Origin of the sequence: Mucilaginibacter inviolabilis, from assembly GCF_011089895.1 — a bacterium.
Classification (GTDB): Bacteria; Bacteroidota; Bacteroidia; order Sphingobacteriales; family Sphingobacteriaceae; genus Mucilaginibacter; species Mucilaginibacter inviolabilis.
The window spans coordinates 640377-663651 of sequence record NZ_JAANAT010000002.1 but is presented as its reverse complement, the minus strand read 5'-3'; the positions used below and the strand labels follow the sequence as shown (position 1 = coordinate 663651).

Below are 23275 nucleotides of genomic sequence, written 5' to 3'. Positions count from 1 at the left end.
GAATTAATGAATTATCAGAATTGAAGTTCATTTATATACCAGAAAATCATTTTCCACATCTGCACATTTGCATATCTACACATCTGCACATCCGAAATCACATCTGCACATCCGCACATTTGCACATCTGCACATCTATCTGCACATTTGCACATATGATATTAGTTACCGGCGCAACAGGTTTTTTAGGAGCTGAACTGGCAAAATTGCTGGTAAACACGGGCCAACGCATCCGTTGCACAAAAAGGAACAATTCCAGGGTACCTGCTCTGTTAATAGCTTATCAAACACAGATAGAATGGGTTGATGCCGATATGCTTGACATATTTGCCCTTGCTGATGCGCTGGAAGGCATTACACAGGTTTATCATTGTGCGGCATGGGTATCCTTAAAACAGGCGGATAAAGCGCCCATGATCAACACCAACGTTACAGGTACGGCTAATGTGGTTAACCTGTGCACCGAACGCGGCATTCGCATGGTTCATGTAAGCTCCATAGCCGCTATTGGTATTGCTAAACCGGATGAATTGATTACCGAAAATCATCACCTGGAACAATCAACAGAAAATGATGGCTATGCCATATCCAAGCTGGAAAGCGAAATGGAAGTATGGCGCGGTATTGCCGAAGGTCTGGATGCCGTAATTGTTAATCCATCCCTCATTTTAGGTGCCAGCGCGGGCACATCCGGTACGGGCGCATTATTCAAAACCGTACAAAAAGGACTTAAATATTATACCGGCGGCAGCGGCGGTTTTGTTGATGTGGAAGATGTAGCCAAATGTATGGTAGCCCTCATGAACAGCGATATTACCGCGGAACGCTATATCATCAGCGCCCAAAATTATACTTATCAAAATATGACCACCGAAATTGCCCATAATTTCGGCATAAAACCACCAGCCAAATTAGCCAAACCCTGGATGATGGGCCTGGCCTGGCGAGGCTCAGCAATCATCGCTGCCTTAACAGGGGGATCCCCAGCTATCGATAAAACATCTGCTAAGGCTGCTTCTGAGATCCGGAGTTTTGATAATTCAAAGATCAAAGACGCTATCGGTATTGAATTTAAACCGGTGATTGAAACTATTGCAGAGGTTTGCAAAGCATTGAAATAAGTCATTTTCTTATGTTTAAGCTAATAGTTTTTTATATTACGGCTTATAAGTTTATATGCATCCCAACAGCCGCAATCATTTAATTGATTTGCTCAGAATATTAGCTGCCTCATGGGTAGTTATATTCCATCTTAACCCTATAGGAAAGCATGCTGGTAATTGGTACCTCCTTATTTGTAGCTACGGCTATTTGGGAGTACCTGTTTTTTTTATTGTAAGTGGTTATTGTATATTAATTGCTTTACAACACGCAAAAAAACCTGCTGAATTTATAATCAGGCGCTTGTTCAGGATATTCCCGCCATATTGGTTCAGCCTCATGATTACTTGTGTGGCCATATTGTTTTCTAAACTATCAACCGGGACAAACTCCGCGGCCATATTACCTAAGAGCATATCGGCCATTGGCGCTACCATTGCTTTGCTAACTACCCCTGTTACCAAGGTTGCAACTATTAACTGGGTTTACTGGACATTACCTTTTGAGGTATTTTTTTACCTGGTAACCTGCGCCTGCTCATTTTTAAAAAAACAATATTTTACCCTTGCCATCATTGGTATAACTTTATTAAGTGTTTTTTTACCCATACCAAAATCAGGACCTCTCTTCTTTTTGGCATTTTGGCCTCTGTTTACTTTAGGCATGGTTCTTTACAAATTCAGATACGATCCATCAGGGCAAAAATGGTATAACCTGGCTTTATTGGCCGTCACCTTATTAGGTTTTTATACTACAAAACAAAATCAACCATACATTATTGCTTGTTTTATTACAGCTGTTTTAATTATAATTGACCACTTTAAACCCATAAAAAACAACTTCATTAGCAAATACGGCGACGTTTCTTACTCCCTCTATTTGATACACGTGCCACTGGGTATTTATTTTTGGAATCTTATTCAAAAACGGGAAACTTTAGAACAACATCTCGTTTTAAACATCACAACAGATTTTTGTTTACTGGTTATTCTGATATGTCTTTCTGGTCTTATGCATAAATACGTTGAGATCCCTTCCATTAATTATGGCAAAAAGCTGAGTCGTTAGTTTGTAATTACCAAGATTCCATTAATTCTATAGAATCAATATATTATTACCTCATCTCATCAGCAAAAAATTTCGCACATTTGCACCCAAGATGGAGCAGTACTTTATTATTGATTTCGACAGCACGTTTACACAGGTAGAGGCCCTTGACGAACTGGCCCGCATTTCTCTCAAAAACCACCCCAACCGGGAAGCTATCTATCAGCAGATAGAAGACCTAACCAACGCTTCGATGGAAGGCCGGTTATCCTTCACCCAGAGTCTGGAAAACCGGGTTAAACTGTTAGAGGCCAACCGCGATCATTTAAAGCAGCTCATCAGTCATCTCAAGAAAAAAGTATCCACTTCTTTTTCGCGCAATACCATATTTTTTAAAAACCACCAGGATGAAGTACTCATCGTATCCGGTGGATTCAAAGAATTTATTACCCCGGTAGTTACCGAATACCATATCAAAAAAGAAAACATCTACGCCAATACTTTTGTATTTGACGAACAAGGCAAAATCATCGGTTACGATCGGGAAAACCCGCTTTCACAGGAAGGTGGCAAGGTTAAATTACTGAAAGAACTGCAACTGCCAGGTGATATTTATGGTATTGGCGACGGTTATTCCGATTTTCAGCTCAAGGAATCGGGCATGATCAAAAAATTCTTCGCCTTTACCGAAAACATCGAACGCAAATCAGTAGCCGAAAAAGCCGATCATATAACCCCCAGTTTCGACGAGTTTTTATATCTCAATAAACTGCCACGCGCCATATCGTACCCTAAAAACCGCATCAAATGTCTCATTGTAGGCAATGTGGATGATGACGCGCTGGCCCAGATGAAAAAGGAAGGTTATAACCTGCGTCACCGCGAAAGCATCGAAGAAAAATACCTGGAAGAAGCCGGTGTTTTGTTTTGCGATGAAGCCAATCAGCCTAGTCCTGAGCAGGTACAAAATGCAGGCAGATTAAAAGTTATCGGTATTTTTGGCAAATGTAACCGTAAACTAGCCGACGCGGCCACCGAAAGTGGCATCATCATATTTGACGATCCGAAGCATAATCCGCACAATAACGATTTTATACCCCGCCGGGTAATGGCCTTTATGAACGAGGGTAAAACACATACCAGCTGCAACTTCCCCGATCTGCAGCCGCCTCGTGTAAGTAATGCCCACCGGTTAATACACATCCACAAAAATATACCCGGTATACTGGCCAAGATCAACGAGGTATTTGCCAGCCACAACATCAATATAGTAGGTGAGTTTTTGGTGACCAATGCCCAGATAGGCTATGTAATTACCGATGTTAATACGGGATATGATCCGCAGGTACTCAACGAGCTAAAAGCTATTGAACATACTATTAAGTTCAGATTACTGTATTAGGGTTTTACGTTATACGTAGTAAGTTTTACATTTTAAGATCAAAACACGTAAAACATTAAAACTATTCCGCAAACGGTACCACCAGCACGGGAACTGCAGAATGGCGTACCACATGTTCGGCTACGCTACCGATAAGCAGACGATCGATACCTGAGCGTTTGTGCGTACCAATTACAATCATATCGGCATTAAACTCTTTGCAGCAATCAATTATCCCTTCGGCACGGAAGCCGTATTGTTTAAAGGCAGTAATCTCCAATCCGTCTCCAAACTCTTTAATGGTGCTGTTTATAAGCGCTTCTGTCTGATTAGTTTGCACCTCGCTTAACTCCACCTCCTGAATACCGAATGTGCTATCCATAGGTATCCCGGTTACATTATCTGCCGGCGTTGAAGGAATTACCATGGGTTCGATAATATGCACCAGCCCTACAGCGGCTTTATAATCGCGGGCCATATCAAAACCATATGCAGCGGCATTGCGCGCGTAAGCGCTGTCATCGATACCTATAAGTATTTTACTGATCTTCATGAAGTTTGTTGTTAGTTTGTCTGAACCGGAATTTATCGAATTAAAGAATTAGATAAATTTTTATATCTGCATTCAGAATTGAAAATTAATTCTGACAATTCCTAAATTCGATAAATTCCGGCTCAGACATCTATAAAGACATTTACATTTTAAAAATGTTTCCGTTTTTTACAGATATCACATCAATTTGGTGATATCTCATTTTTATTACCTTTGATGATGCATTTCCATCCTGAAATTGAAGATCGCCTGGCACGTTTGCAGGAAAAATATGAAGCCATGGGGCAGGATATGACCTCCTACCTTGACGGCTTGCTGCATGCCGATTTTTTAACCTACTGGGACTATATCCACCTGGATACACTCCTGAGCCTGCAGAGCCCTAAAACACCATTCCCCGACGAGGAGATATTCATCATGTATCACCAGATCACCGAGCTATATTTTAAACTGGCGCTGCATGAGTGCCGGCAAATTGCCGAAGCACAACCACTTACGGTGGAATTTTTTACCGCACGGCTAAAACGCATCAACCGGTATTTCGGCGCCTTGACCCAATCGTTCGAGATCATGGTTGACGGGATGGAGAAGGAGCAGTTCCTGCAATTCCGGATGTCATTACTACCGGCCAGCGGATTTCAGTCGGGCCAATACCGGATGATCGAGATATATGCTACTGATTTTATTAACCTGGTTGACAAGGATAAACGCCAGGAGCTGAGTAATGCCTCTATTGAGGACCAGTTTGAATACCTGTACTGGAAATTTGGCGCAACTGAATTATCCACCGGCAAAAAAACACTCACGCTTAAACAATTTGAGAAAAAATATTCCAAAACATTTATTGAGCTGGGTAAAGCCAGCGTCAATCATAATTTCAACGCACTGGCCCGCCAATTTGAAGTCGCCGGGCAATTAACACCGGAGCTGAAACTGGAGTTGAAACAGCTGGATGTGAATGTGAATATCAACTGGCCATTATCGCACTATAAATCGGCTGTAAGATACCTGAACCGTGAGCCCGAGGAGATCAAAGCAACCGGCGGCACCAACTGGCAAAAATACCTGCCTCCCCGTTTTCAGAAACGCATATTTTATCCAACCTTATGGACTGCCGACGAGCTCGATAACTGGGGTAAAGCTTGGGTAGAGAGTGTGTTGGGATAAAATATTTGTTTGTTATTCTGAGGAACAAAGAATCTATTCTTGGCAATAAATATCTGCAGAATAGATTCTTCGCTACGCTCGGAACGACAATGTTATTTTTATTACAGCATGATACTATCTTTTAATAAGCCCGCTAGTTTAACTCGATCGCTGTTCTTCATGTTCACATACATGGGTAAATAAACAAGGTTATCCAATAAAAGATCATTCTTGTCTATCATTCCCGAAGCAAGCTTTATTAAACTTGATGCCTTTTGTGTAGCATCGAAACCATTTGACCTGAGATGATTGATCAATTTATCGGGGTCATTTACTTGTATGGGCAATACCCAATAAGAATGGCGCTTATTTAAATTACCGATCTGCATATCAGCAAGGACATCTTTTAAAATATCAGTCGCGAACTTTTTCCTTTTATCAATAGCATCTGACTTGAAATTCTTTAATCTTCTGGCAAGTAAATTCAGATTTGGTACGCACGGCCTATACCTGATTTTTTGGATAATATTCTGACCCGGAAAACCCCTGGTAAACCCTGAAAGTACCTGGTCAATATCCTTTCCTTTCTTCACACAAATTTTATAGAACAACGTATAAATAACTTTTGTGGTGAGCAATTTCATGAACACAACTTTCCATAGTTTTTTAAAAAAAATGATCCTGGACTGTACCGGGTAATCCAGGCTAAGCTCAATTACATCATGATAAACAGTGTCATTATTTATCCGAAGGAATGCCCCTGTTAGCGAGGTGTTGGTTTTAATTAACCCAAAACTAAACATGACCACATCGCTCTGGCTGTTGCCTTTATATACATCGCCAACATAGGCCTGAGCACAATCCTCAATAAGCGTCAGGTTATTATTTTTCGCTATAGCTATTATTTCATCTGTATCCATAATGCCTCCAAACAAATGAGTAACCAATATAGCTTTGGTATTTGGAGTGATAGCTTCTGCTAATTGTTGAACATTAATATTCAAGGACTGCCGGTTAACGCGTAAAGGCACTGCTATTAATTGATGAGCTGCTATAATATTAAACATATCCGGAATGTTAATATCGGTAACCAGTATTTCGCTACCAGCCGGAAAATTTAATGCGCTTAAAACCAGATCGAACCCGGTACGTACAGAAAGACAGCTAAACTCGTGCTTATTTTCTGATTTCTTCTGATCTCGCCCTACCTTAAAAAAATCAGCGATGCAATAATAAATACCCGCGAAAATATCGGTGTAAGCGATGTCTATTTTACCTCTTGGAATCATTTATTACCCATGGTTTGTGATTAAAGATATCTATAATAAAAATGCCACCTGAAATCAGGTGGCATTTTATTTTTTCCATTGCCTATGTCCTCACAGGCAATAATTGTGTTTTACCAAACCTTCACACGTTCGTTTTCAGGACGGTAAAGTTTGTCGCCTGGTTTTACATCAAATGCTTTGTAAAATGCCGGGGTGTTTGACAGCGGACCGTTAACGCGATACATCTCTGGCGAATGCGGGTCTACACTGATACGCATCCGCATGGTTTCATCGCGGGTTTTGATGCGCCATACCTGACCAAACGACAGGAAGAAACGCTGATCTGGCGTAAAACCATCAATCTTCGTATCACCTTTACCTTGTTCTGTTCTTTTAAACGCTTCATAAGCAATAGCCACACCACCAATATCGGCCAGGTTTTCGCCCTGGGTAAGGCTGCCATTTACGTGCAGGTTGTTCAATACGGTAAATTTGTTGTATTGCTCAATCATCAAACCAACACGGCTTTTAAATTTATCGGCATCTGCCTTTGTCCACCAATCCTTCAGGTTACCGTCTTTATCATACTGGCGGCCCTGATCGTCAAAACCGTGGGTCATTTCGTGACCGATAACCGCGCCTATAGCACCGTAGTTAATAGCATCATCGGCATCCTTATCAAAGAAAGGGAACTGCAATATGCCCGCCGGGAAAACGATTTCGTTAAAAGTTGGGTTATAGTAGGCGTTAACTGTTGGCGGCGTCATACCCCATTCTGTCTTATCAACCGGTTTGCCGGCCTTTTTGATCATCTCGTTGTATCTATGACGCGCAATTGATTCCTGGTTTTTGTAATAAGCATCCTTACTGATCTCCACGTCATCATAAGTTTTCCACTTATCAGGATAACCTATTTTTTTGGTGAAAGCAGCCAGTTTAGCTAATGCTTTAGACTTAGTTTCGGGGCTCATCCAATCCAGCTTTTCAATCCGGTCTTTATATACGCTTTGCAGATTGTTTACTAGTGTAAGCATACGTTGTTTGGCATCCGGGGTAAAGTATTTCTCTACATAAAGCTGCCCTAACAATTCACCTATACCACCATCAACAGTTTCGATAACGGTTTTCCAGCGCTCCTGTTCTTGTTTTTTACCACTCAGGGTTTTGCCGTTAAACTCAAAATTGGCATCCCGGAAAGCTTTGCTTAATGCTGTTGAAGCATTATCAAGGGCAGTAAAAGTGGCTTTATCTTTCCAAACCTCAATAGGCTCAGATTTCAGCAGGCCATCCAGCGCTTTAAAATAAGCAGGCTGGCCAACTAAAACAGTATCGGCATTTAGCTCCATGCGTTTAAAGGCATCTTTCAGGTCGATATCCGGGATTTGCTTTTGCAGATCGGCCACCGCAAATTTATTGTAGTTTTTAACCGGATCGCGCAGCTCAGTTGGTGTCAGGTGCGATTTAGCTATCAACGTTTCCAGCTTCAGGATACTTTCGGCTTTTTTAGTAGCTGTGGCCTCATCAACACCGGTAAGGGTAAACAGTTTGGTAATGTATTTTACATAAGCTGCACGTATTTTAACAGTAGCCGAGTCGCTGTTAAAATAATAGTCGCGGTTAGGTAAACCTAAACCCGCCTGGTCAAAGTGACCTATGTTTTTTGTGCTGATACGATCATCAGGGGCTACATAAAATCCTAATAGAAAGCCACCTCCTTCTTTGTAGCTATCGGCCGCCAGGCTTACCAATCCTTTATAATCCTTTACTGCAGCAATTTTTGCCAATACGGGTTTAACAGGTTCGTAGCCTAACTTTTCGATACCAACGGTATCCATTCCGCTGATGTAAAGATCAGCCACCTTTTGCTCCTTGCTACCTGCCGGATTATCTTTTTTGGTGATTTCTTCTAATATTTTGTGCAGGTTTTTCTGGTTATCGTCATACAAGGTATAAAACGAACCCCATCCGCGCTGGGATGCCGGTATTTCGGTTTTCTTTAACCAGGCGCCACTGGCGTACAAATAAAAATTGTCGCCGGGTTTTACCGTGGTATCCATACCTGTTTTATCAAAAAATACGGTGCGTTTTGGAACATCGTCTGTTGATGACGACTCTTTTTTTTGGCCGCATGACGCTAAAATGGCGACAGGGATAGCCGCCAAAGCCCATTTTGTGATTCTCATAATTGTTTTTTAAATGTCAGTCGTAAAAAATCTAAGTTATAAAGTTCAATTGATAATAACTAAGACGCGGCTGACATATATCTGTTACACCACAGATTTAACTTCGGCTACAGGTGGCTGTATCTGGTTAAGCGACAATGGGATGAGTTTTTTGGTTTTGAGATAAGTGATACCTACAATAAGCATGGTCATACTACCACCAAATATCACAGCAGGCACTGTGCCCAACAAGCGGGCCGCAGTTCCGGATTCAAAAGCGCCAATCTCGTTAGACGAACCAATGAACATCTGGTTTACGGCAGATACCCGGCCGCGCATATGATCGGGGGTTAACAACTGCATAATGGTACCACGGATGATTACGCTGATGCTATCAAAAGCACCCTCGGTAAATATGAAGAATAATGACAAGTAGAAACTGCGCGATAAACCAAAACAAATGATGCTTAAACCAAAGCCGGTAACCGCTATCAACAGGTTACGCCATGGTTTACCCATGGGCGAAAAACGCGTCATAGCCAGCATGGTGAGCACCGCGCCCAAGGATGCTGTGGCACGCATAATACCTAAACCTTCGGCACCCACTTTGAGAATCTCATTAGCAAATACAGGCAGCAAAGCTACTGCGCCGCCAAAAAATACCGAGAAAAGATCGAGGCTCATGGCGCCAATCATCATTTTATTATGAAACACAAAGTGAATCCCTTCTGACAAACTTTTCCAGATACTTTCTTTAGGTACAAAAACCGGCGGATATTTGCGCAGGAAGAAAACCAGCACTAATGATATCAACAGAAAAAATATGATGACGGAGAATGTGGCCGTAATACCACTTAAGCCGGGCATTATTTTACCGGCATAACCATAAATCAATCCTCCGGCCGCCGGACCAACAATAGAAGCCACCTGCCAGCTGGAACTGCTCCAGGTACTGCCATTAGGGTAAACCTCTTTAGGAATACTATGTGCGTAAACCGTAAAGGTGGCCGGGCCGTAAAATGCACGGGCAACACCATTGCAAAATATCATGGCAAAAATAATGGGCACTATCCAGTCTTTATGAATAATCCCGCTCATGCTGTTGAGCGTAACGGTAAACATCACCGATGAGGTAAGGATCACCATAGCAAATATGATGAGCAGCATCTTGCGCTTTTCAGATTTATCGGCAATATAGCCTCCGTACAATGCTATACCAATGGCAGGTATGGCTTCGCACAGGCCAACTAAACCCAGTGCAAAAACACTTTTGGTGAGCTGATAAATATAAAAGCCGATAACAACGGCCTGCATTTGGTAAGCAAAGGTAAAACAAAAGCGCATGCCTACGTAAGACCTAAAATCTTTGTATCGCAATGCTGCAAAGGAATCTACTTTATGGGGTTTACTATCTCCTTCTTCGGCCACAGTGTTGTTTTAGATGTACTGCAAATTTACAATACCATTTTGGGAATATTAAATCCGGCGGCATGTTTTTTATTGGACAAATAAGGGTATTTGTTGGGGAGATATGGCGTTCCCCTCCTACCGTCGGGTCAGGCTATACGCTCATACTGCATGGGCTTTAGCCACAGGCCGGTATCCGCTGCTACCCTTAACGCAAGCTACGGGTAAGCAAAAGGCCTGCCAGGAAAAACCTGACAAGCCTTTTAGTGGTATTTGAAGATTTTAATCAATTTTTATACTTTCAATCGCTTTCTTCATAGCGTGTTCTTTTACTCCAGGCACTTTTAATCCCTCAACACGGAACACCGTCAGATCTGTCATCCCTAAAAAACCAAGAAACGCCTTCAAATAAGGAGCAACAAAATCGTTAGCTTTGCCCGGGCCTTCAGAATAAACACCACCGGAAGACATAGCTACATAAACCTTTTTTCCTGTTACCTTTCCGACAGGGCCATTTTCTCCATACCCAAACGTGATTCCGGCCCTGGTAATATGATCAATCCAAGCCTTTAACGCGGAATGAATGGTAAAATTAATCAGCGGTGCTCCAATAACTAAGATGTCTGCGGCAAACAATTGTTTAACCAGCTCGTCAGAAAGGTGAATGGATTCTTTTTCTGCTGCTGTTTGCTGATCTTTAGGAATAAAGAATGCGCGAAGAACAGCAGGATTAAGATGCGGCATTTCAATATCCGCCAGATTTAATTCGTCCAGGGTACTGTCTGGATACTTTCCCTGAATTTTTTCGACAATTGTGTGCCCCAACTTAACGCTGTATGATGCTTCACCTTGTATGCTTGACTTCAAATGAAGGATGTGTTTCATAAAATTTGTTTAATTAATTAACAAGGGCAAAACTATGTTTACTGGTTGATAAAAAGCTTGTACTTACCCAAAGGAAAGTGGTTACATTGAGGTAAGTGATTACCTTTACATTTATGAAAGTCATTAAAAATGAACTACTACCGAGCCCTGCAGAATGCGCAGTATCGCTCAAAAACGTCATTGATGCGTTGTATGTTCTTAATGGAAAGTGGAAACTGGCTTTGATCCTCTCGCTGGTGCAAGCATCAAAGCGTTTTAATGAAATTCAGAACGAGATCACCGGTATCTCCTCCAAAGTGTTAGCTAAAGAATTAAAAGACCTGGAATTAAATGATTTCATTAAACGTAATGTATACCCAACCTCCCCGGTAAGCATCATTTATGAAGCAACCGAATACAGCCGCACGTTAAAAAGTGTGCTAGCCGAACTAAGTGCCTGGGGTGAACAGCACAGGGAAAAAATTAAGCAAAGCATGCGGGAACAATCTTCATTATGAAAAGGAACATCTCCAAATTGATTCCTTAAATTGGAACCACTATGCCAGTTTCTCCAGCCTAAATGAGCGTTAATGAAGTGGCACAGAAAAACTCCCCTCGGTAACATCAACAAAACTTGATCCGCCAAGCAATTGCAGATGTCCGGTAAATGTTCCGGCAACTTTTTTATCATCAATGTAAGTAACAACCAAAGTATAGGTACCCGCGTTTGACGTTGTGCCGCCAGATCCGGTTGATGCGTTAAATATGGTGGTTCCCGTAACTTTACCGTTGACCACATTTTGGTGGGCATACCGGGTTATCATATTAGGCGTGCCGGGTACGCCGTAAGTTCCGGTGGTTACAACAGCCGGAGCATGAAATATTTCAAAGTCATAACTATCAGATAATGGGTCGCTGGTTAAATGGCCCCCCACAACAATATGCGTTTTATCGGACGATAGCTGCGCAGAAAGATTGTTGCTAAATTGCATTTTTACACCCCCTATTTTTGCTTCCATAAAACCATCGCTATTATTACTATTGTTACCCCCGCTCTTGCTGTTCTTGCATGAAGTAAGTACAATAACTATCAGGGCAATGCCCATAAATAATTTACAACAGCTAAATATGGCAGGATGCCTTTCAATTATGTTATTTGTCATAGGATGCGCCAATTAAATAACTTACGTTAGATGCTAACGCAAATCAATCGAATAGCGCAAGCCTGTACAATACCAGGTTATCAGTAAATTCTTCTACTTGTTTTCAGGTATTTTTAATAAAAAAGGCGATTTCATGAATATGAAACCGCCTTTCAAAAAAATCCTGTTGATCCTATAGACTCCTTTAATCTTGTTTACAACCCATGCTGATCTATCAGGTAAATAAAGGCCGCCATGCCAGCAGCGCCCAATTCCAGCTCGCGTTTGTTCACATTCTCAAACACATCGTTAGGCGTATGATGGATATCAAAATAACGTTGCGAATCTGGACGATAACCGATCAGCACCACGCCCGGGAGTTTTTCTTTCATCGGCTCGATATCAGTACCACTACCGCCTATGGTCAGCTTGTCAACTTCGTAGGGTTCCAGGATCGCTTTATATTTATCGTTGATATTTTTAATGAAATCTTTGGATACCCCATCAAAGCTAAATCCGCGAGGGGTAAAACCACCCTCGTCTGTTTCTATAGCAGCAATATGTTGTTCTTTATTCTGCGCGGCCAGTTCGGCATATTTGGTGCCGCCTTTGTGACCGTTCTCCTCGTTCATAAAAAACACAGCCCGTACCGAATTTTTAGGTCGATAACCTATCGCTTTAAATAAGCGCAGCACCTCGGCAGATTGCATGACACCCGTGCCATCATCGTGCGCACCTTCGGCCAGATCCCAGGAATCCAGGTGACCACCTACGCTGATAAATTTGTCCGGATTTTCTGTGCCAGTCAGCTCGCCAATTACGTTATAGGATAATACATCGGGCAATAGCTGACAGCTTTGCTTAAAGTAAAATTTTATCAGAGGCAGCTTGCGCAGGCGCAGCATATTGCTCAATTTATCGGCGGCCTTGGTTGATATAGCAGCGGCAGGTATCTGCTGCGTACCCGAGCCAGATAAAGTAGCTCCTGTATGTGGGTAATCGTCAATACTTCCGGTTAGGGAGCGTACAATAACACCTACAGCACCATATTTAGCTGCTGCGGCAGGTCCCATAAAACGCTGATCGCCGGCCATTCCGTAAGCATGCCCGGTTTCAATAAAGCGCTGATCAAACGGGCGGTTAAAGAAAACGATTTTTCCTTTGATCACGCTTTCACCTAAAGTTTCCAGTTCTTTTAAACTTCGTACCTCCACCACGTTGGCGGTGATACCTTCTTTGGGGGTAGCTATCGTCATGCCCAATGCAGCTATAGGTACGGGGATACGGGTTTTGCCGTCAATAATAAAAGCGGTTTCCTTTTCGCCACGTACCCAATGTGGCACCATTACCTCCTGCAGATAAACCTTATCAAAACCATAGTTCTCCATTAACTTTTTGCTCCACTCCACTGCTTTTTGCGCGTTGGCTGACCCGCTTAAACGACCGCCAATGTTTTTACACAAGTAACGCAGGTTTTCATAAGCTTTGCCATTTACCAGGGCCTCGTCATAAATTTTTCGGATAGTTAAGGAGTCCTGCGCATGGAGCAGGGAAGCTGTAAAAAGCGCAGCCAGCAATAGGGAGAATTTCTTCATGTGGATATTAAGATCAGTTTTAACAAATGTAATGTTTTGGAGGAAAGAATGATTGTTCAAATATTATTTGACATCTCGCGCTTTTCACCTTGCGCTCGTTTGCAACGAGTGCTTAATATGGCCCGGCGATTGCATCGCCATAGCGTTTTAAACGCAAACCCAAGTTAAGCACTCGTTGCAAACGAGCGCAAGGAGCTTTGCTGTTTATCCTATCACGAGATCTTATCCCAACTCAAACCTGCGTTTTTTGTTTCGAAGGCATGGTGCAGTACCTGGTTTTCGGGTAGGGCCAGTTGGGGGTCTTTTTCAAAGATTTGCTCCACGGTTTTACGTACCTTAAATAACAATTCCTGATCGGTAGCCAGGTTGGCAACTTTCAGATCGAGCACACCACTTTGCTGGGTACCTTCCAGGTTGCCGGGCCCGCGCAATTGCAGATCGATCTCTGATATTTCAAAACCGTTATTGGTTTTCACCATCGTATCCAGTCTGATCTTACCGTCGTGACTCAGCTTATGGCTGCTCATCAAAATACAATACGATTGTTCGGCCCCGCGCCCTACCCTGCCACGCAGTTGGTGCAATTGCGAAAGACCGAACCGCTCGGCATTTTCAATGATCATTACCGAAGCATTGGGCACGTTTACTCCCACCTCAATTACGGTAGTGGCCACCATGATCTGCGTTTGGCCTTTAATAAAACGCTGCATTTCAAATTCCTTGTCCACCGGCTTCATTTTGCCATGAACAATACTTACCCGGTAATCGGGCAGCGGGAATTCCCGCGACATCACCTCGATGCCATCTTCCAGGTTCTTCAGATCGAGCTTTTCACTTTCCTGTATCAGCGGGTATACCACATAGATCTGCCGGCCCAAGGCTATCTCTCTTTTCATAAAACCAAACACCCGCAAGCGCTGATTTTCATAAAAATGCAGCGTTTGGATAGGTTTACGACCAGCCGGTAATTCGTCAATAACGGATACATCCAGATCGCCATATAAGGTCATCGCCAATGTACGCGGAATAGGCGTGGCCGTCATCACCAACACATGTGGCGGTATTATATTTTTGCGCCATAGTTTGGCCCTTTGTTCCACCCCAAAGCGGTGCTGCTCATCAATTACCACAAAACCCAGGTTTTTGAACTGTACTTTATCCTCGATGAGCGCATGCGTGCCAATGAGTATTTTAAGATCGCCGCTCTCCAGTCTTTCGTGTAGTATTTTACGATCCTTTTGTTTGGTGGAGCCGGTAAGTAGTGCCACTTCAATAAAATCGTCGCCAACCAAATTTTTTACGGTTTGGTAATGCTGGGTTGCCAGAATCTCAGTAGGCGCCATGATGCAGGTTTGGAAACCGTTATCAACGGCTATCAGCATACTCATGAGGGCCACCACGGTTTTGCCACTACCCACATCGCCCTGCAGCAGGCGGTTCATCTGTACACCACGCTGGGTATCCTGCCTTATCTCTTTCAATACCCGCTTTTGCGGAGTGGTGAGTTCAAAAGGTAATTTATGATGATAGAAATCATTAAAATAATGTCCCACTGTACCAAAAACATTGCCTTTGAATTTTTGAGTATGGAGCAGTTTATTGCGCAGTAACTTGAGCTGCAGCAAAAACAATTCTTCAAATTTTAAACGCAGGATAGCTTCATTCAGTAAACGCGCATTTGCCGGGAAATGGATATTTCGGTAGGCTTCGGCCCTACTAATGAGCTTAAACTTTTGGATAATGTAAAGCGGCAAATTCTCGCGAATATCACGTGCATGCAGTTCCAGCAAAGTAGAAGTGATCTTCTGAATGCCCTTACTATCCAGCTGAAACTGTTTGAGTTTTTCAGTGGAGTTATATACCGGTTGCAGGCTGGCATTACCCTGCCTTTGCGCGCCCGGCGAGTACACCTCCATTTCGGGGTGAGCCATCTGCGCCTGGCCATTAAAAAAACCGGGCTTGCCAAAAACAATATAAACCTGTCCGGGCACAATCGTTTTTTCGATCCAGTTGATGCCTTTAAACCATACCAGCTCCAGCAATCCGGTATCGTCTTTTGCCATAACCACCAGGCGCTTGGTGTGTTTTTCACCAACCACCTGTTTGTTTACGATACGGGCCAATACCTGTACATAGGGCAAATCGGCCTGAATATCTTTGATCTTATAGAAACGGGTACGGTCGATATACCGGAACGGGAAATGCCGCAGAAGATCCTCGAAATTAGCGAGCGCCAATTCTTTTTTCAACACCTCGGCGCGGGACTGGCCCACTCCTTTCAGATATACAAGCGGCGTTTGAAAAGGATCCATAGATAAGTAGCCCCTCTAAATCTCCCCTAAAGGGGAGACTTTTATAAGCATGGTTAAAATTTTATTCAAAAGCCCTCTCCTTCAGGAGAGGGTTGGGTGAGGCTCTTACTTTACAGCAATAACCGAAATCTCCACATTGACGCCTTTGGGTAATGCAGATACCTGTACCGTTTCGCGGGCAGGGAAATTGGCGGTAAAATATTTTCCGTATACCTCGTTCACCTGACCAAAATTGCCCATATCGGTTAAAAATATGCTGGTTTTTACAATGTTTTCAAAACCGATACCGGCCTCGGTTAAAATGGCTTTGATGTTTTCCATCACCATTACCGCTTCGTCGGTAATACCGGTAGTTACCAGTTCACCGGTAACCGGGTTAAGGGGGATCTGGCCCGATACAAATACAAAATTTCCAGCTGCGGTAGCCTGGCTATATGGCCCGATAGGAGCCGGTGCATTATGGGTGTTTATTATTGTCATCATTTTTTAAGTATGAACACTTGTATCAGTTTGTAGATGATCCCCGCCAAAAACATAATAATGGCCAGCGCATTGATAAAATGCATAATACGCAGGTTGATGTTTGTGGGTCTGTTAGGATCTTTCTTTCTGAAAAAATACATATCACAAAACTAATAAAATTCTTTTTGTCATGCTGAACGATAGTGAAGCATCTAATTGCCGATATGCATAGTTCACTAACAGATCCTTCGCTCCGCTCAGGATGACAAAATTATTTATGCAAGTTTTAGCTGCCTTTTCTTGTTATTTAAAATAAAATAGGTGATTACCAGGATAGTGATATAAATTAAAGAATCGGTTAGGAAGTTACCCCATATGTTAAATACAATACCCATGCTAAAATCGCGAAGTGATAATAACAACATTATTAAATTTATCATACGGAGGATAACCCAGATCCCAACTATTATCACCGGGCATTTAAGCGACTTTCGAAAACGTTTCACCCATAAAATTTGAGGCAGGAGTATCCGATTAATAACCGCTGTGGCAGCAAAAAACCAGAACGAGCCGGCAAAAACATATTGTTCATATTCTGCGCCTAAAAAAATTGCCGAATAAATCCTTAACAGCCACATTATGATATATAATACCGATCCCAAAAGCAGCACAGTATTTAAGCTCTGTATCAGCACAAGTCTATTAATCCTGTAAGTACTGATCTTAAGAAAATGAATAATCACTAAACAGGGAACAAGAACCATCGTACCCGAAAAGATAGAGCCGGCAATGGAATCGATTACACTATGGATACTCATGGTACAATTGCTATTTATCTCACCGGCTTCGGAAATACCGGCAAACTCTCATGCCCATCGGCATCAACAGCTTGTACGGCAAAAAAGTAATTATCTTTTGAATAGGCTAGCGTAGCGGTGGTATCGGTTACATAAAATTTGCGTTCCCAAAAGGCGCTGGTGGTTTCGCGCATGAGCACATAGTAGCCTGCCGGTTTTTTGCCTGTAGCCGGGGCTTCCCAGGTTAGTTTGGTTTTATTGGTAAGGTCTGTGGTGATAATGCCTACGTTTTGCGGTCGAGCCGGAGCCGATGCCAGGTTGGCCAGAACAGACAGGTTCATGCGGGCCACTTTTTGCACATAGTTAAAATCAACAAAATCGGGCAGGTCGCCATAATCTACGCCATTTTCGGTGCGGATATTTTGGTGCTGACGGTTGAAATCCTCGTTCATTTCGGTAAACCTTACCGCAGTAAAACCCTGCTCTAAAAATGGCAGGTGATCGCCGCCACGCAGGTACCGGTCGCGCCGGTAGATGAGTTTTACATCCAGCTGGTCAACATAGCGTTCGCCGGTCTCTTTGGCATAACGAGCCAGCTCACGGGAGGGACTATCATTTTCGCCCCCTAATGATTTCAACGCCGCTACCTGTTTATCGGTAGCATTGGTAGGGATACCGTCACTAAAAACACGTACACTGCGATTATCTTTCAGGTCGGTTTCCATACCGTGGGTGTTGCCTACAATATCGTTATTCAGCATGGCGTCCACATTCCAGTTTTCGGCTTTGGCGCGTTTGGCCAGGTTGGCCGATCCATAAAGACCCTGTTCCTCGCCCACTACCGCCGCAAAAATAATAGTAGCCGGGAAAGATCGTTTAGCCATCACCCGGGCCAATTCCATAGATAAAGCAGTACCAGAGGCATCGTCATTAGCGCCCGGCTCAACGCCATTGGCATCCATCACATCATTAATGCGCGAATCATAATGACCCGATACGATATATACCCGGGTATCGGTTGGGTCTGTTCCTTTCAGAATAGCCAATACGTTTTTCAGTTTTACAGGCTGATCAATACGTGTACCCTTTGGCTGTGTAAACGTGTCAAACTGTACGGTCATACGTCCGCCAGATGCTGCGGCATATTTTTCCATTTCGGCCTTGATCCAGTTGCGTGCCGCTCCGCTGCCGGTTGTTTTGCTGGTAGTATCGCTCAGGGTATGTCGACTTTTAAAAGTCACCAGTTTGCGGATCGTGGCCTCGATATTTTTGGATGATACTTCATCAACCATTTGTTTAATACCCGCATCGGGTTTAATGATGGTTTGTGCTGCGGCGGGGAAGGTTAAGATGAGAAGGATGAATAGTTTTAGGTGTTTCATGTGTTGGTGATGTCTGAATAATGGGAGACGCAAATATGCGTCTCTACGGTTTGTTTTTATTGTAGAGACACATATTTGTGTCTCATTATTGAATTAAATTATAAATATAAATTCTCAAATCCGTCTTTGTTCACAAGCCAATTATCTGGATTATCATAGATATATTGTTGTACGTTTTCATACTCACGTTGATCTCTTATCACTCTATCATAATAACGAGGTTGCCAGCCAAATTCAATATCTTTTTCATTAGCGTATTTTTTTACAGAAGCTTTATATCCACGTAAAATAGCCGCAAGATTATCTTTTTGCACACCAAATTTATTGATCTCCCATGAGGTTTTATCAGGCTTATCGATAAACAATATAGCGTGTAAATGGTCGGGCATCAAAACAAAATCATCAAGCTTAACATAAGTGTAAAAATCAGGTAACTGCAACCAATACTTCTCAGCGATTAATCCAATCCCCGAGTGTTTGAAGAAAGCCTTGCTCTCATTAGGTAATTGACTAATTTCGCCAAGATATGGCACACGATCTTTTGTACAAATGGTCACAAAATATAATCCATGGGAACCATAATCCCATCCCGGCAACCGCGGTGAGGATACACGGTATTTCTTCTGAAATTTATCTTCCACTTTCTTTTTATTGTAGAGACGCATATTTGCGTCTCCCATATGATGATTTTCAATATTGAGAAAGACGCAAATATGCATCTCTACAGGGAATCTACTATTCCTCCTCCTCCTCACTCGCAGTTTGCAACATTTCGTCGGCCTGTTTAAAATTACTTTTTACAAAATGGCACCAGTCGCATTCTTTTTTGCCGCAACCTGTGTTAAAATCGTGCGCCATTATTTTGGCATAGGTATCTTTGATCTGTTCGGTCACTACGTCCATATCATCGGGGGTGATCACAAATTTTTCGCTGTGGTATTCGCCTTCACTTACGGGTTCTACAAAATCAAAAACGGTGCTTACTACTTCCCAATCGTTGGTGCGGTCATGGTCCACCAGTATTTTATAAAACACACCCTGTCGCCAGTAATCGCCACCGTTGGGGAAATCGTTGGTAGGTCGTAGCAGCTTGTCTTTGGCATTTTTGAGTTTACCGGTTTTATAATCCACCACGGTTACGTGCTTGCTATCAAATTCCATTTTATCCAGGTTACCTTTGATGGGCACGCCTCCTATTTCGATGTTTTTGATGGTGCGCTCGGTGATGGCTATCTTATTCCAATGGTCTACATTCTTTTCGTAGTAGGCAGGTAATATTTTTTCGCCGTAGGCTACGCGCAATTTATATTCATCCTTGGTAAATGAATCTTTGTTACGGGCCATGTACCAGCGAAATTCGTTCATAAACTGCTCAGTCGACAGGAACTCGTTATCATTATCTTTCAATAATTTATACGTTTTGTTCAACGCCCAATGCACGGCCTGTCCAAACGTAGCCGACGGACTTTTACCCGATGGCACCCTGATCAGACACTGGAAATAAAACCTCAACGGGCAATCCAGATAACTGCTCAGGTGTGTTACCGACAGCGTATAATTTTGCAGCAGCAGGTTAATGTAATTTTTATCCAGTAGCTCCACCTTTGGTTTTTCGGCCTCGCTAAACTGGGTGGCGTAAAAGCCCAGCATGGCTTCTTCGGTCACTTTTGGATAATGTACCTGTAAATCGGTGCTGGCCAGTATTTCGCCTACAAACTGGCTTGCTTCCTGATCTTTGGCTTTTTTATCTTTGTTCGCATATGAGATATACAGATGCTGTTTAGCACGGGTGATGGCTACATAAAACAGGCGCCGCCCCTCCTCTTTTTGGGCAATATCATCAGATGCGGCCTGGGTTAAAGTATCGGGGTAACTGAAACCGGTATTGCGGCCCTTACTATCCCAGGTGCGTTTATCACAGCCTATAAAAAATACATGTTCAAATTCAAGTCCCTTGGAACCATGTGCGGTTAAAAAATTAACACCATTATCAGAAAAGATCACCTGGTTCAAATCGAGCCGGATGCCATTCTTCTTCATCAACTCAATGGTGGCTATTAACTCATCCAGTTTAATTTCGGGGTTCTTGCGACTTTCATCTTTCAGGAAATCAAAAAAGCTGGTGAGCATTTGCATATGCCCGCCTTTGTCCGCTTGCTGCATAATGTACCGCAGGATACCCATTTTGGCTATCACATCCTGGAAAAGTGCCTGCAAAGTTTTACTCACTGCCGATTGCAGCAACTCATCAATATCATTAATGAGATACTTCATGGCGGTAAACTTATCCGGAGCAAAAAGATCAGTTTGAGCAGGTGGCCGCAACTCGCTCACATAACGACGGATAGAGGTTTTGGGTTTATTACCGGTTACCGCGCCATAATTTTCTTTAGCTACCGCGATGCTGGCCTTGGCAATTTCAATGGGGGCGATGTTAAAGAAATCATAATGCATGATCTCGAACAATAGCTCGTCACCACTATACGGCGAATCCAGTTCCATAGCCAGGTAACGCAGGATGTTGATGATCTTTTCGCCAAAGGGCTGCGTCAGGATATCGATCTTTCGTTTGGTATTTACCGCTATTTTCTCAACATCAAGGTATTTGATCATTTCCTCTACCTGGCTGTGGTTGCGATAGATCACCGCTATCTCACCCGGCGGCGTACCCTGGTCAATCAATGCTTTGATTTGGGACGATACATCTACCAGTTCCTGATCGGGATTCTCATATTCATTGATCACAGGCTCAACCGTGAGCTGGGTAAAGCGTGGATGCGATGCCCGCAGGTCCTTATCCAGTTTGAGCTGACTGGTGAGCCTCTCAAAATTGTTGTTGATGAGCGCCCTTGAAATATCGAGGATATTTTGATTGGATCGATAGTTATGTTTCAGTACAACAGTCTGCAGGGTATCTACATAATCGGTAGCAAAATCCAAGATGTTTTTCATGTTGGCACCCTGAAATTTAAAGATCGACTGGTCATCATCGCCCACCACAAACACGTTAGGTACATCCCAATAGCTCAGCAAAAACCTAAGCAATTCATTTTGCGAACCACTGGTATCCTGAAATTCATCCACCAAAATATACTGATAGCGCTCCTGGTATTTACGCAGTATCTCTTCATTATCGCGGAAAGCTTTCAGCACCCAGATGATCATGTCGTCATAATCATACCGGCCGCGGGCTTTCATCTTGGCATCGTAGTTTTTGTATTCGCCTACCGCTGCCAGCAATTTGCTCATGGTTTCATGAGCGGCATCAATATCTTTTTGTTTAGGGTCGCCAACTTTGATGCCTGTTTTGGCATTGGCGCGTTTGTATACAAATTCTTCCCGGTTAGGGATATCGTCCAGGTAATCCTGAACCGCTTTGGTAATCAGGTCGATGTCCCAGTTCTCCCGTTTCATGGTCGAGAACAGATCTTTCAAACGTTTGGTATCGTAATAAATATCTCCGGTAAAACGCTTGAGCAAATGATCGTTGCCAAACTCATCAACCAGTTCGCGGAACAGCATTGCCGATTCCAGATCAGACAATGACTCCAGGTTCAGCTTACCAAAATATTCCAGGTTCTCCTGGATAATCTCGTTACAAAAAGCATGAAAGGTATATATATTGATACGGTAAGCATCGGGACCAATAAACTCAAACAGACGCTTGCGCATAGCTACCGCACCGGCATCGGTATAGGTAAGACACAGTATTTCGTTTGGTAGTGCATCTGTATCGGTTAATATTTTACCTATACGGGCCGCCAGTATCTGTGTTTTACCCGTACCCGGTCCGGCCACTACCAAAACCGGCCCATCCATTTTATTAACAGCGGCCAATTGCTCGGGGTTTAACCCGGCCAAAGCCGCCTGAAATTTATCGTTATACTTATGAAGATTTGATTGCATATTGTTTAGTAAAGATAAGAAATAGCCCTCTCTAAACCTTCCTTAAAGGAGGAGATTCCAAAAAGAAAGCGCTTAAAGCCTTCTTCTTTGGAGAGGGTTGGGTGAGGCTTTATCAATATAATTTGCAAACATCATAATTTATAGCATCTTTAAGCCAGACATTTAAAGATGGAATTACCGTATCAGGGCAGAGCAATTATCGAGGATAATTTTGACTCTGTAAGAATCACTATACCTTCAAGAAAGAATTACTTTATTATCCTTTTCATGTGTGCGTGGCTTTGTGGTTGGTTCTTGGGTGAAGCATCAGCTATAAGAGAAATTCTTAGCGCTACAAACAAAGGTGCCGATCTGTTTAAGATATTCTGGCTGGCCGGCTGGACAATCGGTGGCCTGTTTGCCCTTAAAACAATTTGCTGGCAATTATTGGGTAAAGAATGCATCGAGATTGGCAAAGGTGTGCTGATCATGAAAAGACAGGGCGACCCTTTCAGCAAAACCACTTTCTATGATCTTAACTCATGCAATAGTTTCAGGGTACAAAACGACCAAATAAATGCCGGATTTGGTAGGTATAATGCGCTCCGGTCACTTAACGAAATCAACAATACCGGCACCATTGCATTTGATTATGGCATGAAAACCATACGGTTTGGCGAAAGTATTGATGAAGCAGAAGGCAAATACCTCTTAAACCTGCTAAGCAAAAAAAAGATCCTCGCCGATAAGAATTTCGCTTAAAAACTTTTA

Annotated in this window: 19 protein-coding genes; 6 read left to right on the top strand and 13 right to left on the bottom strand. The window is 42.8% G+C overall.

Translation table 11 applies throughout. The annotated features are described in order from the left end of the window. Window positions 1-155: 155 nt before the first annotated feature. The 3 genes from G7092_RS19185 (at window position 156) to G7092_RS19175 (ending at window position 3550) form a co-directional block, all read left to right on the top strand. On the top strand, window positions 156-1121 hold the full coding sequence (locus G7092_RS19185) for an NAD-dependent epimerase/dehydratase family protein (protein ID WP_166091491.1): 966 nt from the start codon (window positions 156-158) through the stop codon (window positions 1119-1121). Window positions 1122-1176: 55 nt separating this feature from the next. After that, window positions 1177-2169, top strand: a complete 993-nt coding sequence (locus G7092_RS19180; protein WP_166091489.1) for an acyltransferase family protein — start codon at window positions 1177-1179, stop codon at window positions 2167-2169. A 91-nt stretch (window positions 2170-2260) separates the two neighbouring features. Then, entirely contained in the window at window positions 2261-3550 is a 1290-nt protein-coding gene (locus tag G7092_RS19175) for an HAD-IB family phosphatase (protein ID WP_166091488.1), read from the top strand. Between the two features lie 61 nt (window positions 3551-3611). Here the strand turns inward: G7092_RS19175 and G7092_RS19170 are convergent, their stop codons facing one another. Then, a complete protein-coding gene (locus G7092_RS19170) occupies window positions 3612-4082 on the bottom strand; it encodes a universal stress protein (protein ID WP_166091487.1) in 471 nt (156 codons plus the stop codon). A gap of 216 nt (window positions 4083-4298) precedes the next feature. Between G7092_RS19170 and G7092_RS19165 the strand changes: the two genes are divergently transcribed. Next, a complete protein-coding gene (locus G7092_RS19165; RefSeq protein ID WP_235953894.1) occupies window positions 4299-5249 on the top strand; it encodes a tryptophan 2,3-dioxygenase family protein in 951 nt (316 codons plus the stop codon). Between the two features lie 101 nt (window positions 5250-5350). Here the strand turns inward: G7092_RS19165 and G7092_RS19160 are convergent, their stop codons facing one another. The 4 genes from G7092_RS19160 to G7092_RS19145 form a co-directional block, all read right to left on the bottom strand. Beyond that, window positions 5351-6517 (bottom strand): aminotransferase class V-fold PLP-dependent enzyme, encoded by a 1167-nt coding sequence (locus tag G7092_RS19160; protein WP_166091486.1) that lies wholly within the window; start codon window positions 6515-6517, stop codon window positions 5351-5353. A gap of 110 nt (window positions 6518-6627) precedes the next feature. After that, on the bottom strand, window positions 6628-8679 hold the full coding sequence (locus G7092_RS19155) for a M13 family metallopeptidase (RefSeq protein WP_166091484.1): 2052 nt from the start codon (window positions 8677-8679) through the stop codon (window positions 6628-6630). A gap of 84 nt (window positions 8680-8763) precedes the next feature. Further along, on the bottom strand, window positions 8764-10086 hold the full coding sequence (locus G7092_RS19150) for an MFS transporter (RefSeq protein WP_317170006.1): 1323 nt from the start codon (window positions 10084-10086) through the stop codon (window positions 8764-8766). Window positions 10087-10347: 261 nt separating this feature from the next. After that, window positions 10348-10950, bottom strand: a complete 603-nt coding sequence (locus tag G7092_RS19145; RefSeq protein ID WP_166091483.1) for an FMN-dependent NADH-azoreductase — start codon at window positions 10948-10950, stop codon at window positions 10348-10350. A 113-nt stretch (window positions 10951-11063) separates the two neighbouring features. Between G7092_RS19145 and G7092_RS19140 the strand changes: the two genes are divergently transcribed. Next, on the top strand, window positions 11064-11447 hold the full coding sequence (locus G7092_RS19140) for a winged helix-turn-helix transcriptional regulator (protein ID WP_166091482.1): 384 nt from the start codon (window positions 11064-11066) through the stop codon (window positions 11445-11447). A 69-nt stretch (window positions 11448-11516) separates the two neighbouring features. On the opposite strand, the gene G7092_RS19135 is transcribed toward G7092_RS19140, so the two are convergent. From G7092_RS19135 to G7092_RS19100, 8 genes are all read right to left on the bottom strand, one after another. Further along, the gene (locus G7092_RS19135; RefSeq protein ID WP_166091481.1) at window positions 11517-12092 is read right to left on the bottom strand and encodes a hypothetical protein; all 576 of its coding nucleotides are present in this window, start codon (window positions 12090-12092) and stop codon (window positions 11517-11519) included. 194 nt (window positions 12093-12286) lie between these two features. After that, window positions 12287-13666, bottom strand: coding sequence for a M20/M25/M40 family metallo-hydrolase (locus tag G7092_RS19130; protein ID WP_166091480.1), 1380 nt, complete (start codon window positions 13664-13666; stop codon window positions 12287-12289). Window positions 13667-13878: 212 nt separating this feature from the next. Next, window positions 13879-15978, bottom strand: coding sequence for an ATP-dependent DNA helicase RecG (gene recG, locus G7092_RS19125; protein ID WP_166091479.1), 2100 nt, complete (start codon window positions 15976-15978; stop codon window positions 13879-13881). Window positions 15979-16083: 105 nt separating this feature from the next. Then, window positions 16084-16461, bottom strand: coding sequence for a RidA family protein (locus G7092_RS19120; RefSeq protein WP_166091478.1), 378 nt, complete (start codon window positions 16459-16461; stop codon window positions 16084-16086). Further along, entirely contained in the window at window positions 16458-16601 is a 144-nt protein-coding gene (locus G7092_RS19115; protein ID WP_166091477.1) for a DUF6728 family protein, read from the bottom strand. Before G7092_RS19115 ends, G7092_RS19120 begins: the two co-directional genes overlap by 4 nt. A gap of 671 nt (window positions 16602-17272) precedes the next feature. Then, window positions 17273-18619 carry a M28 family peptidase gene (locus G7092_RS19110; RefSeq protein WP_166091476.1) on the bottom strand — a complete coding sequence of 449 codons (1347 nt, stop codon included), beginning with the start codon at window positions 18617-18619 and terminating at the stop codon, window positions 17273-17275. 98 nt (window positions 18620-18717) lie between these two features. Continuing rightward, complete coding sequence (locus G7092_RS19105) at window positions 18718-19299, bottom strand: transposase (protein ID WP_166091475.1); 582 nt, start codon at window positions 19297-19299, stop codon at window positions 18718-18720. Window positions 19300-19354: 55 nt separating this feature from the next. Continuing rightward, on the bottom strand, window positions 19355-22525 hold the full coding sequence (locus G7092_RS19100) for an ATP-dependent helicase (RefSeq protein ID WP_166091474.1): 3171 nt from the start codon (window positions 22523-22525) through the stop codon (window positions 19355-19357). A gap of 168 nt (window positions 22526-22693) precedes the next feature. Between G7092_RS19100 and G7092_RS19095 the strand changes: the two genes are divergently transcribed. After that, entirely contained in the window at window positions 22694-23266 is a 573-nt protein-coding gene (locus G7092_RS19095; protein ID WP_166091473.1) for a hypothetical protein, read from the top strand. The last annotated feature ends 9 nt before the right edge of the window (window positions 23267-23275 follow it).

Coding starts and splice junctions, on each gene's coding strand:
- G7092_RS19175 (WP_166091488.1), top strand. CDS start 2,261: ATGGAGCAGTACTTTATTATTGATTTCGACAGCACGTTTACACAGGTA.
- G7092_RS19145 (WP_166091483.1), bottom strand. CDS start 10,950: ATGAAACACATCCTTCATTTGAAGTCAAGCATACAAGGTGAAGCATCA.
- G7092_RS19135 (WP_166091481.1), bottom strand. CDS start 12,092: ATGACAAATAACATAATTGAAAGGCATCCTGCCATATTTAGCTGTTGT.
- G7092_RS19130 (WP_166091480.1), bottom strand. CDS start 13,666: ATGAAGAAATTCTCCCTATTGCTGGCTGCGCTTTTTACAGCTTCCCTG.
- G7092_RS19110 (WP_166091476.1), bottom strand. CDS start 18,619: ATGAAACACCTAAAACTATTCATCCTTCTCATCTTAACCTTCCCCGCC.
- G7092_RS19185 (WP_166091491.1), top strand. CDS start 156: ATGATATTAGTTACCGGCGCAACAGGTTTTTTAGGAGCTGAACTGGCA.
- G7092_RS19180 (WP_166091489.1), top strand. CDS start 1,177: ATGCATCCCAACAGCCGCAATCATTTAATTGATTTGCTCAGAATATTA.
- G7092_RS19155 (WP_166091484.1), bottom strand. CDS start 8,679: ATGAGAATCACAAAATGGGCTTTGGCGGCTATCCCTGTCGCCATTTTA.
- G7092_RS19120 (WP_166091478.1), bottom strand. CDS start 16,461: ATGATGACAATAATAAACACCCATAATGCACCGGCTCCTATCGGGCCA.
- G7092_RS19170 (WP_166091487.1), bottom strand. CDS start 4,082: ATGAAGATCAGTAAAATACTTATAGGTATCGATGACAGCGCTTACGCG.
- G7092_RS19140 (WP_166091482.1), top strand. CDS start 11,064: ATGAAAGTCATTAAAAATGAACTACTACCGAGCCCTGCAGAATGCGCA.
- G7092_RS19165 (WP_235953894.1), top strand. CDS start 4,299: ATGATGCATTTCCATCCTGAAATTGAAGATCGCCTGGCACGTTTGCAG.
- recG (WP_166091479.1), bottom strand. CDS start 15,978: ATGGATCCTTTTCAAACGCCGCTTGTATATCTGAAAGGAGTGGGCCAG.
- G7092_RS19160 (WP_166091486.1), bottom strand. CDS start 6,517: ATGATTCCAAGAGGTAAAATAGACATCGCTTACACCGATATTTTCGCG.
- G7092_RS19105 (WP_166091475.1), bottom strand. CDS start 19,299: ATGGGAGACGCAAATATGCGTCTCTACAATAAAAAGAAAGTGGAAGAT.
- G7092_RS19100 (WP_166091474.1), bottom strand. CDS start 22,525: ATGCAATCAAATCTTCATAAGTATAACGATAAATTTCAGGCGGCTTTG.
- G7092_RS19095 (WP_166091473.1), top strand. CDS start 22,694: ATGGAATTACCGTATCAGGGCAGAGCAATTATCGAGGATAATTTTGAC.
- G7092_RS19115 (WP_166091477.1), bottom strand. CDS start 16,601: ATGTATTTTTTCAGAAAGAAAGATCCTAACAGACCCACAAACATCAAC.